Source organism: Catenulispora sp. EB89 (assembly GCF_041261445.1).
Classification (GTDB): Bacteria; Actinomycetota; Actinomycetes; order Streptomycetales; family Catenulisporaceae; genus Catenulispora.
In genome coordinates, this window is sequence record NZ_JBGCCU010000019.1 from 176,476 (window position 1) to 193,247 (window position 16,772).

General features: G+C 70.0%; 10 protein-coding genes and 1 tRNA gene. 7 read left to right on the top strand and 4 right to left on the bottom strand.

All coding sequences use genetic code 11. From position 1 onward, the window contains the following. Window positions 1-184 precede the first annotated feature (184 nt). Window positions 185-2,032, top strand: a complete 1,848-nt coding sequence (locus ABH920_RS33430; RefSeq protein ID WP_370353231.1) for a phosphodiester glycosidase family protein — start codon at window positions 185-187, stop codon at window positions 2,030-2,032. Here the strand turns inward: ABH920_RS33430 and ABH920_RS33435 are convergent. After that, window positions 2,010-3,863 carry an MATE family efflux transporter gene (locus ABH920_RS33435; protein WP_370353232.1) on the bottom strand — a complete coding sequence of 618 codons (1,854 nt, stop codon included), beginning with the start codon at window positions 3,861-3,863 and terminating at the stop codon, window positions 2,010-2,012. The two genes, ABH920_RS33430 and ABH920_RS33435, sit on opposite strands and share 23 nt — an antisense overlap. Window positions 3,864-3,975: 112 nt before the next feature. On the opposite strand from ABH920_RS33435, the gene ABH920_RS33440 reads away from it, so the two are divergent. The 3 genes from ABH920_RS33440 to ABH920_RS33450 all read left to right on the top strand — a co-directional run bounded on the left by ABH920_RS33440 (window position 3,976) and on the right by ABH920_RS33450 (window position 11,003). Further along, window positions 3,976-4,518, top strand: a complete 543-nt coding sequence (locus ABH920_RS33440) for a PadR family transcriptional regulator (RefSeq protein WP_370353233.1) — start codon at window positions 3,976-3,978, stop codon at window positions 4,516-4,518. A 325-nt stretch (window positions 4,519-4,843) separates the two neighbouring features. Continuing rightward, window positions 4,844-9,550 (top strand): glutamate synthase large subunit, encoded by a 4,707-nt coding sequence (gltB, locus tag ABH920_RS33445; RefSeq protein WP_370353234.1) that lies wholly within the window; start codon window positions 4,844-4,846, stop codon window positions 9,548-9,550. After that, a complete protein-coding gene (locus ABH920_RS33450) occupies window positions 9,543-11,003 on the top strand; it encodes a glutamate synthase subunit beta (RefSeq protein WP_370353235.1) in 1,461 nt (486 codons plus the stop codon). Before gltB ends, ABH920_RS33450 begins: the two co-directional genes overlap by 8 nt. Before the next feature lie 94 nt (window positions 11,004-11,097). On the opposite strand, the gene ABH920_RS33455 is transcribed toward ABH920_RS33450, so the two are convergent. Further along, window positions 11,098-11,523, bottom strand: coding sequence for a DUF4190 domain-containing protein (locus ABH920_RS33455; protein ID WP_370353236.1), 426 nt, complete (start codon window positions 11,521-11,523; stop codon window positions 11,098-11,100). Window positions 11,524-11,661: 138 nt separating this feature from the next. Between ABH920_RS33455 and pyk the strand changes: the two genes are divergently transcribed. Further along, window positions 11,662-13,143 (top strand): pyruvate kinase, encoded by a 1,482-nt coding sequence (gene pyk / locus ABH920_RS33460; RefSeq protein WP_370353237.1) that lies wholly within the window; start codon window positions 11,662-11,664, stop codon window positions 13,141-13,143. Between the two features lie 124 nt (window positions 13,144-13,267). On the opposite strand, the gene ABH920_RS33465 is transcribed toward pyk, so the two are convergent. Then, complete coding sequence (locus ABH920_RS33465; RefSeq protein ID WP_370353238.1) at window positions 13,268-14,032, bottom strand: helix-turn-helix domain-containing protein; 765 nt, start codon at window positions 14,030-14,032, stop codon at window positions 13,268-13,270. A gap of 93 nt (window positions 14,033-14,125) precedes the next feature. Continuing rightward, window positions 14,126-14,199, bottom strand: a tRNA-Leu gene (locus tag ABH920_RS33470). Window positions 14,200-14,355: 156 nt separating this feature from the next. Between ABH920_RS33470 and ABH920_RS33475 the strand changes: the two genes are divergently transcribed. Together ABH920_RS33475 and ABH920_RS33480 are read left to right on the top strand one after the other, a co-directional pair. Further along, on the top strand, window positions 14,356-14,991 hold the full coding sequence (locus ABH920_RS33475) for an ANTAR domain-containing response regulator (protein WP_370353239.1): 636 nt from the start codon (window positions 14,356-14,358) through the stop codon (window positions 14,989-14,991). A gap of 447 nt (window positions 14,992-15,438) precedes the next feature. After that, window positions 15,439-16,653 carry a branched-chain amino acid ABC transporter substrate-binding protein gene (locus ABH920_RS33480; protein ID WP_370353240.1) on the top strand — a complete coding sequence of 405 codons (1,215 nt, stop codon included), beginning with the start codon at window positions 15,439-15,441 and terminating at the stop codon, window positions 16,651-16,653. Window positions 16,654-16,772 lie beyond the last annotated feature (119 nt).

Genomic DNA, 16,772 nt, shown 5'->3' on the forward strand with positions numbered 1-16,772 from the left:
CATCTGGGCTAAGGGGTGTTCGGCCGGCGTCGGCCGGTGGGAGATGACTCGCGAGATCAGGTATTGAGGTTCGAGGCAACCAGTCGTGCCCCGCTCGCGTCGAAGACGTAGAGCATACGGGCAGACGCGGGGCCGCTGACGGGGATCGGGCGGCGCCGGATCAGGGCGAGGAGAGGTGCGGCTGGTGTCCGCGAAGAGCGAGGAGCTGGAAGGCCTGCGGGACGGCGAGCCGACCGACGGCGACGTCGGGGCGGTTCACGGGGACCGGGTGGTCGATACCGATGCCGACACCGCGGATGCTGGTGCGGGCGCGCGTGACGGTGCGGGCGCGGGCAGTGCCGAGCGCGCCGCGCTGGACGAGACGGTGTCGCTGCCGGCGATGACGCCGCAGCAGGGAGACGCGCTGGCCGAGACGGTCGCGCTGACCTCGGCCGGCGACCACGACCACATGCGGGTACGCCCGCAGGCCGCGACCGCCCCGCTCGACGCGACGCACATCACCCAGGAGCCCACCGGGCCGACGGTGACCGACGTCGTGCCGGTGCCGGTGCCGGTACCGCAGGACGTCGCGGACGAGACGGCGCGTGCCGTCGCCGAGGCTTCCGGCGACGGCGCCGGCGCCGGTTCTGCCGGTGGCGCGGGCGGTGGCGGCGGCGGTTTCCGGGGCGGCGACTCCGGCGGCGGTGATTCCGCCGACGGCCGCGACCACGGCCCGGACTCCGGTCCCGACCACGAGGCCGCCGCGCACGCCGAGGCGGCCGAGGCCCCGTTCCCGGCCCGCCGCAAGCGCCACACTCCTTTGTACGGACGCGGTGTCCGGGTCCTGCCGTGGAAGCACAAGGCGCGCCTGAACCCGAAGCAGCGCCGCCGCCGCAAAATCGTGGTGCGTTCGCTGTGGGGCTGCGTGCTGGTCTTCTTCGGCACCGTCGCCTGGTCCATCACCGGCGCCCTGACGTCGCCGGGTACTGACACCGTGCAGGCGCGGCTGGCCGAGTGGGGCCACGACCACGGCCTGGCCGGCGTGGTGACGACGCTGGAGCAGTGGCAGTACGACCTGAACCCGCCGTCCAAGGGCGGTTCGGTCGACGCCAAGCAGTTCACCGACCTCGGCCCGACGGCCGCGGCGCCGTCGACCAAGCCGTCGAAGGCCGGCGGCGTCCCGAGCAAGCCCGGCGGGCCGAGCAGCCAGGCCGACGTGATCGCCATGCAGCCGCGCATGCCGGCCCCGCCCGGACTGACGCTGGAGTCCGGCGAGGGCGAGTTCCAGGTGGCGGTGCAGACGCCCAACGGCCAGCCGGTGGTCCAGGTCGCCCGCATCCGCCCCGACGCGACGTACACCGGCGTCACCGCCGACGTCGCGGTGATCGACCAGAAGCACTCCAGCTACGTGCTGCACCCCGGGCACGAGGGCGGGCTGAACTCGATCATCACCAACGTCCCGAACCAGATCGACGCCAACGCCCGCCCCAACCTGATCGCGCTGTTCAACGGCGGCTTCAAGATCAGCGAATCCCACGGCGGCTACTACGACCACGGCGTCACCGCCGCCACCCTGGTCGACGGCGCGGCCAGCGAGGTCATCTTCAAGGACGGCCACATGGCGGTCGGCATGTGGGGCCGCGACTACAGCTTCCAGAAGAACCCCGACATCCTCAGCGTCCGCCAGAACCTGAAGCTGATGGTCGACGGCGGCCAGATCGTCCCCTACATCGACGACAGCTCCACCTGGGGCCGCGCCGACCACGGCTCGGCGGCGGTCTGGCGCTCCGGCGTCGGCGTGAAGGCGAACGGCGACATCGTCTGGGTCGGCGGCAACGAACTGACGGCGCCCTCCCTGGCCCGCCTGCTCAAGGACGCCGGCGCCGTCCGCGCGATGCAGCTGGACATCAACCTGCGCTGGGCGGACTTCCAGTACTTCCCGAACCACGACGGCAACCCGGACACCTCGAAGCTGTACGAGGACTTCCTCCAGGGCCCGAACAAGTTCTTCGTGAACTCCACGAAGGACTTCATGGCCGTTTACCTGCGCTGACCGCGCCCCGGAGCAGGACCAGCAGCGCGGCACACTGAAGTGCCGCGCTGCTCGCCATCGCGGCCCAGACACCGGCCAGGCTGAACGGCCCGCTGAGCACGTGCGCCAGCACCACGGCCAGCACCGTCCCGAAGACGGTCACCGGCAGCAGCCGCCGCCCACCGCGCCCGGCCGCCAGCACCCCCGACAGCCCGATCACCACGGAAGTCGGCACCAGGTACAGCGCCAGCCACCGCAGGAACACGACGCCGACGGCGGCCACATCGGGGCGCGCGGTGAACGCGGCCATGATCCACGGAGCGGCGGCGGCGTACACCACGGCGGCACCCAGACCCAGCACCGCACCGACACCGAGCACCGCGGAGCCGATCCGCCGGTCGGGTGCGCTGCGCGCGGAGTGGATGGTCGCGGCCTGCCGGACGGCGTAGAACGCCATGGAGGCGAAGTACATGGCCTTGGTGCCGATGCCATAGGCGGCCACGGCGGCGACGCCGAAGGTGGCGACGACACCGGCCAAGGCGGTCGCGCCGGCCATGCGGACGATGAAGTCGGTACCGAGCGGGGCGCCGGCTCGGGCGACTTCGAGGGCTGAGTAGGCGAGGTCGCGGAGAGTGGCGGGGCGGGGGAGTGCGCTGGCAGAGAGCTGGCTCAGTGCGATGGCCGGGCTGCCGAGGGGCGATGCCGATTCGCGATCTACTGCTTCGAGCAGCACGACCGGCCGGAGCTTGCCTGCTGAGCCGGCGACGTCGGTGGCTAGGGGTGTCTTCGTTGAGGTGGGCGCGGCGGTTTCGAGAAGCGCGACTTGCGGGAGCTTGTCTGCTGAGCTGGCGACGTCGGTGGCTTGTGGTGCCTTCGCTGAGGTGGGCGCGGTGGTTTCGAGAAGCGCGACTTGCGGGAGCTCGGCTGCTGAGCTGGCGACGTCGGTGGCTTGTGGTGCCTTCGCTGAGGTGGCGGCGGCGACTTCGAGCAGCGCGACTTGCGGGAGCTTGTCTGCTGAGCTGGCGAGGCCGCTGGCTAGCGGCGCCTTCGCTGAGGTGGCGAGTACCGGGTCGGCGGCTTCCCGGAGCGTGACCTGCGCGCGCTTGGTTACCGGGGCGGCGGTTGGCGCGGCCCCATTTGCTGAGCTGGCGATGTCGCTGTTGGGCAGTGTTCTGGCTGGCATGGTGGTCGGATTTTGCGCGGGCTGGCTCTCCACAACCCGCCGCCGAACCACCACCGCCGCGACCGCCAGCATCGCCGCGCGCCCCGTCACCGTCGCGATCGCGGCGCCGCGCACGCCGAGTCCGAGCCCGTAGATCAGCGTCGGGTCGAGCACCAGGATCAGCGCGTTGGCGCCCATCGCCAGCCGCATCGGGGTGCGCGTGTCGCCGAGTCCCTTGAACACCGCGTCGACCATGATCTGGCCGAAGTACACCGCCAGCCCCGGGATCGAGATCGCCAGGTAGCCCAAGGCGGCCCGGCGCGCGTCGCCCTCCCCGGTGCCGAAGAACAGGCCCACCACCTGCCCTCGGAACGCCAGCCCGGCGCCGACCACCGCCGTCGTGATCACCGCTGACAGTGCCGCGCCGCCGCGGATCGCCGCCCGGCGCCCCTCCGCCGTCGCACGTGCCGCCACCAGCATCGTCGTGCCCGCGCCGGCGATGTACACCAGGCCCAGGACCAGGTTCTCCAGGTTCGTGGCCAGTGCCACCGCCGCTGTGGGCGCCGGGCCCAGGTGCGCGACCCAGGCCACGTCGATGATGCCGGCGACCACTCCTGCCAGCAGTTCCACGTACACCGGCCATGCCAGCGCCACGATCGCGCGCCGATGTCCCGCTGTGCCGATGCTCATGCGACCCACCCCCGTGTACCTCGTTTCGCTGTACCTCGAATCGAGGTAACACGAAAAGAGGTAGCATGAGCCGCGCCGCCCTGGCAACCGCCCGACCACGCAGGAGTCCCCGATGCTCCCCCTGGCGATCCTCGGCTTCCTCGCCGAAGGCCCCCTCCACGGCTACCAGCTCAAGGAGCGCATCACCGCCCTCACCGGCCACGTCAAGCCGGTCAGCGACGGCGCCCTCTACCCGGCCATCACCCGTCTGGAGTCCCAGGGCCGCCTGGAGCGCTGGCCCGAGCCCGGCGCCGGCGCCGCCACCCGCCAGGTCCTCGGCCTCACCGACGCCGGCCGCGCGGAGCTGGCCCGGCGCCTGAGCGAGCCCACCGACGTGGAGATCACCGACCGGAACCGCTACTTCACGATCCTGGCGTTCCTGCACCGCCTCGAAGACCCCGCCGCGCAGGCCGCCGTCCTGCGCCGCCGCCTGGCCTTCCTCGACGCGCCCGGGGCCGGCTTCTTCTTCGGCGAGGACGGCAAGCCGGTCAGGGCCGAGGACGCCCCGACCCTCTTCCAGCGCGGCATGGGCCAGATCGCGCGCGCGACCGCGCGGGCCGAACGTGAGTGGTTGCACAAGGCCATCGCCGAGTTGGACGGCGCATCCGGGGAATAGGGACAAGGACAAGCATCGCGCGCGTGCCGCCGAAGTCCCGCGCCGGAGTTCGTCACCGCTCGTCACCGCCCCTGTAGCGGCACCGCCCGCGATGGGAGGCATCCCGTCAGACCCCTGCGGCGCACTCCGCCCAGCTCAAGATCGACATCAAATTAGCCAGTCTCATCATCTGGAACACATCTCGGGATCGTGCGTCCCGCACTGTGAGATAGTCCACTCCCCACCCGCCCCACCATGTTGTAACCTCTGCTTACACCTGATCGGATTGCGCAAGGGCCAAAGACGTCCCGCCGTGCCAGACTGACACGACGGAAGGACAGCCCTCATGGCATTCCCAGCCATACCGACCGGTCGCCCCGGATCCTCCCGCCCCGAAAGCCACGCCGTGGCCGAGCCGAGCCTGCCCGCCATGCCCGCCACCTCGGCCGCGCCCGCCGCGTCCGTCGCGGCCACCACCAGCGCCGCCCCGCTGTTCTCGGCGCTGCCCTCGGCGCAGGGCCTTTACGACCCGCGCGCGGAGAAGGACTCCTGCGGCGTCGCCTTCGTCGCGACGCTGACCGGCCTGCCCAGCCACTCCATCGTCGAGCAGGCCCTGCAGGCGCTGGTCAACATGGAGCACCGCGGAGCCTCCGGCGCCGAGCCCTCGACCGGCGACGGCGCCGGCATCCTGGTGCAGGTTCCGGACGCGTTCCTGCGCGCCGCGCTGGCCGAGCACGCAAACCCGAACGCACGTTTCGACCTCCCGCCGTCCGGGCACTACGCCGTCGGAGTGGCCTTCCTCCCCACCGACGACGACGCCGCGCGGGAGGCCGAGGCCCGCATCGAGGCCATCGCCGCCGAGGAGCACCTGGCCGTGCTCGGCTGGCGCGACCTGCCCACCAACCCCGAAGGGCTGGGCAACGGCGCGCTGTCCGTCATGCCCCGGTTCCGCCAGCTGTTCGTCACCGGCACCGCCGGGCAGTCCGGCATCGAGCTGGACCGCCTCGCCTTCGCCCTGCGCAAGCGCGCCGAGCGCGACGCCGAGGTGTACTTCCCCTCGCTCAGCTCGCGCACCCTGGTCTACAAGGGCATGCTCACCACCGCGCAGCTGGAGACCTTCTTCCCGGACCTGCTCGACGAGCGCTTCGCCAGCGCCATCGGCCTGGTGCACTCCCGCTTCAGCACCAACACCTTCCCGGCCTGGCCGCTGGCCCACCCCTACCGGTTCGTCGCGCACAACGGCGAGATCAACACGGTCATCGGCAACCGCAACTGGATGCGGGCCCGCGAGTCCGACCTGGCCACCGACCTGATCGGCGGCGACCTGAACCGGCTGTTCCCGATCTGCACGCCCGGCGCCTCCGACTCCGCCTCCTTCGACGAGGCCCTGGAGCTGCTGCACCTGTCCGGCCGCAGCCTGCCGCACGCCGTGCTGATGATGATCCCCGAGGCGTGGGAGAACCACGGCGAGATGGACGCCGCCCGGCGCGCCTTCTACCAGTTCCACTCCTCCTTCATGGAGCCCTGGGACGGCCCGGCCGACATGGTCTTCTCCGACGGCACCCTGATCGGCGCGGTCCTGGACCGCAACGGCCTGCGCCCCTCCCGCTACTGGGTCACCGACGACGGCCTGGTGGTCCTGGCCAGCGAGTTCGGCGTCCTGGACATCGACCCGGCGACCGTGGTCCGCAAGGGCCGCCTGCAGCCCGGCAAGATGTTCCTGGTCGACACCGCGGCCGGCCGCATCGTCGAGGACGAGGAGATCAAGTCCGCGCTGGCCGCCGCCGAGCCGTACGCCGAGTGGCTGCACGCCGGCCGGATCAAGCTCGACAAGCTCCCCGAGCGCGAGCACATCGTGCACACCCGGGCCTCGGTCACCCGCCGCCAGCAGACCTTCGGCTACACCGAGGAGGAACTGCGGGTCCTGCTGGCCCCGATGGCCCGCACCGGCGGCGAGCCGCTGGGCTCCATGGGCTCGGACTCCCCGGTCGCGGTGCTCTCCGAGAAGCCGCGCCTGGTCTTCGACTACTTCTCCCAGCTGTTCGCGCAGGTCACCAACCCGCCGCTGGACGCCATCCGGGAGGAGCTGGTCACGAGCCTGGCCACCACCATCGGCCCGGAGACCAACCTGCTGCAGCCCACCGCGGCGTCCTGCCGCCAGGTCGAGGTGGCCTTCCCGGTCATCGACAACGACGAGCTGGCCAAGCTCATCCACATCAACGCCGACGGCGACCTGCCGGGCCTGCGCGCGGTCACCATCTCCGGGCTCTACCGGGTCGCCGGCGGCGGCCTGGCGCTGCGCGCCCGGCTGGAGGAGATCCGCGAGGAGGTCTCCAAGGCGATCGCCGGCGGCGCGCGCATCATCGTGCTCTCCGACCGCCACTCCGACGCCGAAAACGCCCCGATCCCCTCGCTGCTGCTCACCTCCGCGGTGCACCACCACCTGATCCGCGAGAAGACCCGCACCCACGTCGGCCTGGTCGTCGAGGCCGGCGACGTGCGCGAGGTGCACCACGTCGCGCTGCTGATCGGCTACGGCGCCGCGGTGGTCAACCCCTACCTGGCGATGGAGTCGGTCGAGGAGATGGCGGGCTCGGGCCACCTCGGTCTGATCGAGCCCGAACAGGCGATCAGGAACCTGATCAAGGCGCTCGGCAAGGGCGTGCTGAAGGTGATGTCCAAGATGGGCATCTCCACCGTCGCCTCCTACCGCGGCGCGCAGATCTTCGAGGCCGTCGGCCTGGCGCAGGACGTCGTCGACGAGTACTTCATCGGCACCACCAGCAAGCTCGGCGGCGTCGGCCTGGAGACCCTGGCCGAGGAGACCGCGCGCCGGCACGCCCGCGCCTACCCCAAGCAGTCCGGCACCTCGCGCCTGGCGCACCGCCGGCTGGAGATCGGCGGGGAGTACCAGTGGCGCCGCGAGGGCGAGCCGCACCTGTTCGACCCGGACACCGTCTTCCGGCTCCAGCACTCCACGCGCGAGAAGCGCTACGACATCTTCAAGCAGTACACCTCGCGCGTCGACGAGCAGTCCGAGCGGCTGATGACGCTGCGCGGCCTGTTCAAGATCAAGGACGGGGAGCGCCCGCCGATCCCGATCGAAGAGGTCGAACCCGTCTCGGAGATCGTCAAGCGCTTCTCCACCGGCGCCATGTCCTACGGCTCCATCTCCTACGAGGCGCACCAGACGCTCGCGATCGCCATGAACCAGCTGGGCGCCAAGTCCAACACCGGCGAGGGCGGCGAGGACGTCGAGCGGCTGCGCGACCCGGAGCGCCGCAGCAAGATCAAGCAGGTCGCCTCCGGCCGGTTCGGCGTCACCGCCGAGTACCTGGCCGAGGCCGAGGACATCCAGATCAAGATGGCCCAGGGCGCCAAGCCCGGCGAGGGCGGCCAGCTGCCCGGCCACAAGGTCTACCCGTGGGTGGCCAAGACCCGGCACTCCACGCCGGGCGTCGGCCTGATCTCCCCGCCGCCGCACCACGACATCTACTCGATCGAGGACCTGGCGCAGCTGATCCACGACCTGAAGAACGCCAACCGCGACGCGCGCGTGCACGTCAAGCTGGTCGCCGAGGTCGGCGTCGGCACGGTGGCGGCCGGCGTGTCCAAGGCGCACGCCGACGTGGTGCTGATCTCCGGCCACGACGGCGGCACCGGCGCCTCGCCGCTGACCTCGCTCAAGCACGCCGGCGCGCCGTGGGAGCTGGGCCTGGCCGAGACTCAGCAGACGCTGCTGCTCAACGGCCTGCGCGACCGCATCGTGGTGCAGACCGACGGCCAGCTCAAGACCGGCCGGGACGTGGTGATCGCGGCGCTGCTCGGCGCCGAGGAGTACGGCTTCGCCACCGCGCCGCTGGTCGTCTCCGGCTGCGTGATGATGCGCGTCTGCCACCTGGACACCTGTCCGGTGGGCGTCGCGACGCAGAACCCTGAGCTGCGCGCCCGGTTCAGCGGCCGGCCGGAGTTCGTCGTGACCTTCTTCGAGTACCTGGCCGAGGAGGTGCGCGAGCACCTGGCCGCGCTCGGCTTCCGCTCGCTGGAAGAAGCGGTCGGCCACGCCGAACTGCTCGACACCGCCGCGGCCGTGGCGCACTGGAAGGCCTCCGGCCTGGACCTGGCGCCGCTGTTCCACGTCCCCGAGCTGCCCGAGGGCGCCTCGCTGCACCAGAGCCGCCAGCAGGACCACGGCCTGGACAAGGCCCTGGACCACCGGCTGATCGAGGTCGCGCAGCCGGCGATCCGGGACGGCGAGCCGGTGCGCGCGCAGTTCGAGATCCGCAACGTCAACCGCACCGTCGGCACGATGCTCTCGCACGAGGTGGTGAAGGTGCACCGCGGCGAGGGCCTGGCCGAGGGCACCATCGACCTGACGTTCGTGGGCTCGGCGGGCAACTCCTTCGGCGCTTTCCTGGCCCCCGGCATCACCCTGCGGTTGGAGGGCGACGCCAACGACTACGTGGGCAAGGGCCTGTCCGGCGGGCGCATCGTGGTGCGTCCGCACCGCGACGCCGCGACGATCAACGACGCCGCCGAGCGCAACGTGATCGCCGGCAACGTCATCGCCTACGGCGCCACCAGCGGCCGCATCCACCTGCGCGGCACCGTCGGCGAGCGCTTCTGCGTCCGCAACTCCGGCGCGACCGCGGTCGTGGAGGGCGTGGGCGACCACGCCTGCGAGTACATGACCGGCGGCACCGTGGTCATCCTCGGCGAGCACGGCCGCAACCTGGCCGCCGGCATGAGCGGCGGCACCGCCTACGTGCTGGACCTGAAGGTCTCCCGGGTGAACTCCGAGATGGTCAACGTCGAGGCCCTGGACGCCGAGGACCGCGCCCTGCTCCACTCCCTGGTCCAGGAGCACCAGGAGGAGACCGGCTCGGCCGTCGCGGCGGCGCTGCTCGCCGACTGGGGCGGATGCGTCGGGCGCTTCGCCAAGATCATGCCGGTCGACTACAAGCGGGTGCTCACCGCCCGTGCCGCGGCCCAGGCCGCCGGGCTGAACGAAGAGCAGACCCTCGACAAGATCATGGAGGCCACCCGTGGCTGACCCTCGTGGTTTCCTCACCACCCCGCAGCAGCACCCCGAGCGCCGCCCGGTCACCGAGCGCGTCCAGGACTGGAAAGAGGTCTACAAGCCCGGGGGCCTGCTGCCGATCGTCAGCAAGCAGGCGGGCCGCTGCATGGACTGCGGCATCCCCTTCTGCCACAACGGCTGTCCGCTCGGGAACATCATCCCGGAGTGGAACGACCTGGTGTGGAAGGGCGACTGGGAGGGTGCCTCCGACCGGCTGCACGCGACCAACAACTTCCCGGAGTTCACCGGGCGGCTGTGCCCGGCGCCGTGCGAGACCGCGTGCGTGCTGGGGATCAACCAGCCGCCGGTGACCATCAAGAACGTCGAGGTCTCGATCATCGACCGGGCCTGGGAGGACGGGACCGTCAAGCCCCTGCCGCCGGAGCGGCTGTCCGGCCGGACGGTCGCGGTGATCGGCTCCGGTCCCTCGGGCCTGGCCGCCGCGCAGCAGCTCACGCGCGCCGGGCACACCGTCGCGGTCTACGAGCGCGCCGACCGCATCGGCGGCTTGCTGCGCTACGGCATCCCCGAGTTCAAGATGGAGAAGCGCCACCTGAACCGGCGCATCGAGCAGATGCGCGCGGAAGGCACCAAGTTCCGTCCCGGCATGCACATCGGTGTCGACCTCACGGGCGATGCGCTACTGGCCCGGTACGACGCGATCGTGCTCGCCGTCGGCTCGACCAAGGCGCGCGAGCTGGACGTGCCCGGCCGCGACCTGGCCGGGATCCACCAGGCGATGGACTACCTGCCGTACGCGAACAAGACCTGCGAGGGCGACTACCTGACCGCGCCGATCGACGCGTTCGGCAAGCACGTGGTGGTCATCGGCGGCGGCGACACCGGCGCGGACTGCCTGGGCACGGCCACCCGCCAGGGCGCCGAGTCCGTCACGCAGCTGGAGATCATGCCGCAGCCCGGCGAGGACCGGCCGGCGAACCAGCCGTGGCCGACCTATCCGATGATCTTCCGGGTCTCCTCGGCGCACGAGGAGAACGGCGAGCGCGTCTACGCGGTGAACACCACCGAGTTCGTGGGCGACGACAACGGCCGGGTCAAGGCCCTGCGCCTGGTCGAGGTGCGGTTCGAGGGCGGGCGCCCGGTCCCGGTCGAGGGCACCGAGCGCGAGATCCCGGCCGACCTGGTGCTGCTGGCCATGGGCTTCGTCGGCCCCGAGCGCGGCAACGGCCTGATCGACCAGCTCGGCCTGGCCCTGGACGAGCGCGGCAACATCGCGCGCGACGGCGAGTACGCCACCAACGTGCCGGGCGTGTTCGTGGCCGGGGACGCCGGCCGCGGGCAGTCGCTGATCGTGTGGGCGATCGCCGAGGGGCGCTCGGCGGCCAGCTCGGTGGACGCCTACCTGTCCGGCTCGACCACGCTGCCCAAGCCGATCCCGCCGACCGCGAGGCCGGTGACGGTGTGAGAGACGGCGCGGCCGCCCGCAGCGCAAGTGCTTTGCGGGTGGCCGCGCCGTCTTGGTGCCGTCTCGTCGCCGGCCCGGCAACCGGCGAGATGACTCAGTGCTGATTCGCCAGCAGGATGATGCCCAGGATCCACAGCAGCAGCGTGACGATGCCGAGCACGAACCCGGCCTGCGCCACGCCGCGGTTGGTGGCCTCGCCGCGGGCCGCGCGGTTCAGCCCGATCCGCCCGAAGACGATCGCCAGGATGCTGCACGGGCCGATCAGGAAGCCGACGATGCCCAGCACCAGCGCGGCCACGCCCATGCCGTTGCGGCGCCGGACCGGGGGAGCGCCGTAGCCGCCGTACTCGTAGCCGGTGCCGCCGCTGTAGGTCGGATAGGCCTCCGGGGGGAGCGGCGGCGGGGGCGGGTACTGCGGGAACTGCTGGTCCGGACCGGGATCCTGCGGCTCCGGTCGCGGTTCCGGCTCCGGCTCCGGTCCTGGCCTCGGTTCAGGCTCCGGGGGAGGAGGTGTCGTCATGGAGGCCAATTGTCGCCGTTACACCCGGTTCATTCCATACAGACACACGGTGAACGGGGATCGAAAGTTCTGTTCGGAACCGTGGGAACTTGTCAGACCCGAAAAAGCTACTAACGAGTAGGACATAAGGTAGTAGGCATGCGCCGCGCGAAAATCGTTTGTACCCTGGGCCCGTCCGCCGGAACCCTGGAGCAGCTCACCGCTCTGGTGGCGGCCGGCATGAATGTGGCCCGTCTGAATCTCTCCCACGGTTCCTATGAGGACCACGAAGAGCGATATCGCAACGTCCGGCAGGTCGCGACCACCAGCGGTCAGGCCATCGGCATCCTTGTCGACCTGCAGGGCCCCAAGATCCGGCTCGGCACCTTCGCCAACGGCAAGGAGGTCCTGGCCAACGGCGCGCAGTTCACCATCACCACGCGCGACGTCCCCGGGGACGCCTCCATTTGCGGCACCACCTACAAGGGGCTGCCCGGCGACTGCAAGCCCGGGGACCGGATCCTCGTCGACGACGGCAAGCTCTGCCTGGAAGTGGAGAGCGTCAGCGACACCGACGTGGTGACCCGGGTCATCGAGGGCGGCCCGATCTCCAACAGCAAGGGCATCAACCTGCCGGGCGTGTCCGTGTCGGTCCCGGCGCTGTCCGAGAAGGACGAGCTGGACCTGCGCTGGGCGCTGGGCAAGCCGGCCCCCGGGCACGGCAACCCGGGCGTGCGCGCCGACATGATCGCACTGTCCTTCGTCCGGGACGCCGTCGACATCGAGCGCGTCCACGAGATCATGGACGAGATCGGCCACCGGGTGCCGGTGATCGCCAAGATCGAGAAGCCGCAGGCGGTGGCCAACCTGGACGCCATCGTCGACGCCTTCGACGCGATCATGGTGGCCCGCGGCGACCTGGGCGTGGAGCTCCCGCTGGAGCAGGTCCCGATGGTGCAGAAGCGCTGCATCACACTGTCCCGCCGCAACGCCAAGCCGGTCATCGTCGCCACCCAGATGCTGGACTCGATGATCACCAACTCCCGCCCGACCCGCGCCGAGGTCTCCGACGTGGCCAACGCGGTCCTGGACGGCACCGACGCCGTGATGCTCTCCGCCGAGACCTCGGTCGGCGCCTACGCGGTGCAGACCGTGGAGACCATGGCCAAGATCATCACCGCGGCCGAGGAGGAAACCCTCGCCGCCGGCCTGAAGCCGGCCCTGAGCAAGCCGCGCACCAAGGGCGGCGCGGTCGCCCGCGCGGCAGCCGAGCTCGGCGAGAACCTCTACGCCAAGTACCTGATCGCCTTCACCGAAAGCGGTGACACGGCCCGCCGCCTGTCCCGCTACCGCCCGCCGACACCCCTGATCGCCTTCACCCCGCACAACGAGATCCGCAACCAGCTCGCCCTGAGCTGGGGCATCCGCACCTTCTGCAGCCCCGAGGTCGAGCACACCGACGAGATGGTGCGCCAGGTCGACACCGAGCTCCTGCAGCTGGAACTGTGCAAAGCCGGTGACACGGTGGTCATCATCGCCGGCTCGCCCCCCGGCATCCCCGGCTCCACGAACGCGGTGCGCGTCCACCGCGTCGGCGACGCCATCGGCGGCGCCGCGCCGGCCTACCGCGAACTGCGGTAACGCCAAGGCGGTTCACCGCCGCGACCATCTCACGAGGACTGGTCGGGCACTGATTCTCGCGCGCTGCGGCGTCGATCCGGATCCGGGTCGACGCCGTTTTCGCCGGTCGGGCCCGCGACAATGGTCAGAACTTGGGACCGACGTGAAGATCCATGAGGGCTATGGAGTTCTTCTTGGCCACGGAGATGTTGCGCCAGTTCGCGTAACGCCACTCGACGCCGACCAGGTCGAGCGCCCAGCAGTAGAGACCGCGGATATCGGATGAGACGTTGCTGAAGAAGTAGCGGGTGTACTCGTAGCGCTTGCGCTCTCCGGCGATGACCTTCTCGGTCCAGTTGGTGATGCGACACCCGTCGGAGTGGATCAAGCCGCGGATGAACTCCCAGGGATGGGACTCGACGATCTCACTCTGCCAATCAGCGAGCTCGATCTCGCGGGTGTGCTTCATGCCCGGACCATGCTGCGGGAACAAGCAGGTCCAGTGTGCCGAATACGACTTGACGTCCGTGCAGCCCGTACGCCGGACTCGGGTGGTGTTCGCACCGGGCAGGACCCGGACCATGGCGCGTTGAGTGTCATCCATGATGACGGGATAGTCGTCGCAGCAGGTGATCGAGAGCGTGTGCTGTCGTGGCTTGGCGATGATGTGGCCGTCGCCGAGGTACTGGCCGAGGAGGTAGGAGTAGGGACGGTCGGTCGGGCCGGTGCCAAGGCAGATCGGACACTTGGCGCCCGCAGGCGGATAGAGGTCGGGGTGTCGGGCCCGATCCTGGAACTTCCAGTAACCGACTGTGCCTTTCGGGACGCCGAGTCTTCTGGCGACCTCGGCATTGGAGACTCCAGTGCGGCACATCGTGATAGTGCGCAGCTTGATGTCGGGGTTGTTCATGCCTCAAAGCTTGTAAAGCTTGCCGGGCATTCGGTATGAAACAAAGCCCGTTCACCAAATTTGGTGAACGGGCTTTAAGAAATTCTATCGGAGTGCTCCGGGTGGGACTCGAACCCACACTGTATGGTGTTTGAGACCACGTTCTCTACCGATTGGAATACCGGAGCATATGTGGCGATTACAGTTGGACTGCCCAGGTGTCAGCCAGCTGTTATCACTCGCGTAACAGCATACCGGACTGCACACCGGCCCCCGCAACCGCCTTCCCCGCAGGTAGGCTCGTATCGAAACAGAACACCGGCACGCCGCCCAGTGAGGATCCCATGGCCACCGAGTCCACCCCCGCCCGCCGAGTGATCATCGCCGAGGACGAGGCGCTGATCCGCCTGGACCTGAAGGAGATGCTTCAGGAGGAGGGTTACGAGGTCGTCGCCGAGGCGTCCGACGGGGCGGCCGCGGTGCGGCTGGCCGAGGAGTTCCGGCCGGATCTGTGCATCTTCGATGTGAAGATGCCGGTGCTGGACGGGATCACCGCCGCCGAGCGGGTGATCGAGGCGCGGATCGCTCCGGTGCTGATCCTCACCGCCTTCTCCCAGCGCGATCTGGTGGAGCGGGCGGCTGAGGCCGGGGTGATGAACTACCTGGTCAAGCCGTTCACCAAGGACAAGCTGGTGCCCGCGATCGAGATCGCGGTGTCCCGGCACACGCAGTTGAAGGCGCTGGAGGGCGAGGTCGCGGATCTGGCCAGCCGGCTGGAGACGCGCAAGCTGGTGGACCGGGCCAAGGGGATCCTGCAGACCGCGCACGGGATGACCGAGCCGGAGGCCTTCCGCTGGATCCAGAAGACCTCGATGGACCGGCGGATGACCATGAAGGAGGTCGCCGAGGTGGTCATCAGCGGGTCGGCGGCGGTCGGCGCGCCCACCGCCGGGCACAACACCGCCGCCAAGGCGGAGTGAGCGCGGCTCGGCGGTATAACGATCTTACGATCCGGCCGGTGGTTGTGACGGTGGTCACGCCGCCGGCCGGTGTCGTCCCCTGCGCCGCAGGGGTGCCGGGGGCCCCGCGGGCACCACGGCATCCGTAACATCCCAGCGCCAGGGGCACTGATTACCAGCCCTGCGATGACCCCGTCACGGCAGGGCGGGAAGATCAACGGACCTCAAAACGCCGCGGCGCCGGGAACCGGGCCACTTGCGGGGTTTTGGCTCTGGTCGGAGCCTCCTCCCGGTTGGTAACGAGAGCATCACGCGATCTCGGACCCCCTCCCCACGGCTGACGTTCGGCACTAGCCTTCCCATCACCCATGTGGTGACCGCGTGAATTCGGACGAGTACCAAAGCCCAATAGGCACCGGTGCCCGTCCGACGATCAGGGAGGATCTGGAAGTGCGGACCATCAACCGAATGCGGGCTGGCGCTGTCATCGTGGCGGGCGTGCTCGCGCTTTCGGCTTGTGCGGGAAGCTCGACGAAGTCCGGAGGCAGCTCCTCGTCGAGCACGACCGGGAGCGGAAGCTCCACGTCGGCCGCGAATAATGGCAAGCCCACGCTGGAGATCGGCGTGCAGGGCCCGCTGTCGGGCCAGAACCAGGCCCTGGGCCTGAACATCGACTGGGGCGTCAAGCTCGCCGTGCAGCAGGAGAACGCCAAGGGCGACCTGCCGTTCAACCTGACCGTCAAGGACTCCGACGACCAGGGCGACCAGTCCAAGGGCGCGACCGCCGCGCAGCTGCTGATCCAGGACCCGAAGGTGGTCGGCGTCGTCGGCCCGGCCTTCTCCGGTCCCACCGCGGCCGCCGGCGCGCTGTACTCCAGCGCCAACCTCGTGGCCGTCAGCCCCTCGGCGACCCGTCCGTCCCTGACCACCTCCGGCTACAAGACCTTCTACCGCGTCGTGGCCAACGACAGCGTGCAGGGCCCGGCAGCCGCCGACTACATGGTCAAGGTGCTCAAGGCCTCCAACGTCTACGTGGTCGACGACAAGACCCAGTACGGCCAGGGCCTGTCCACCGCCATCGTCGCCGAGCTGCACAAGGACGGCGCGACGGTCGAGACCGACAGCGCGCCGCAGGGCACGCAGGACTACTCGCAGCTGGCTTCCAAGGTCGCCTCCTCGGGCTCCAAGGCCATGTACTACGCGGGCTACTACGCTGACGGCGGCGTGTTCGCCAAGGCGCTGAAGGCCGCCGGCTACACCGGCACCATGCTCTCCGGCGACGGGTCGAAGGACCCGAACTTCATCACCACCGCCGGGCAGGACGCGGCCGAGGGCTGGCAGTTCACCTGCCCCTGCCTGGACGCCGGCAGCAACCCGAAGTACGCCGCGTTCGTGACCGCGTACAAGGCGCTGTCCAACGCCGCCCCCGGTACGTACTCGATCGAGGGCTACGACGCGGCGAACGTCATCATCAGTGTTCTGAAGAGCCTGAACACCGCCAGCCCGACCCGGGCCGCGGTGGCCGCGGGCGTGGCCACGGTGGACTACCAGGGTCTGTCCAAGGAGATCAAGTTCACCCCCACCGGTGACATCTCCGGAACCTCGATCTACGCCTACAAGATCGAGAACGGCGTGATCACGCTGATCGGCGACATCTCCAAGATGCCGGGTATCGGCAGCTGACCTGAGGCAGGGCCGGTGCCCGGCGTTCTCGGATGACGGGCACCGGCACGGTTCCTGTTTCCAGGCGCCCGGGTCAGCCAGGCCCGACAGCGTCGCAAAGACGAGACCCTCCCGCGAGC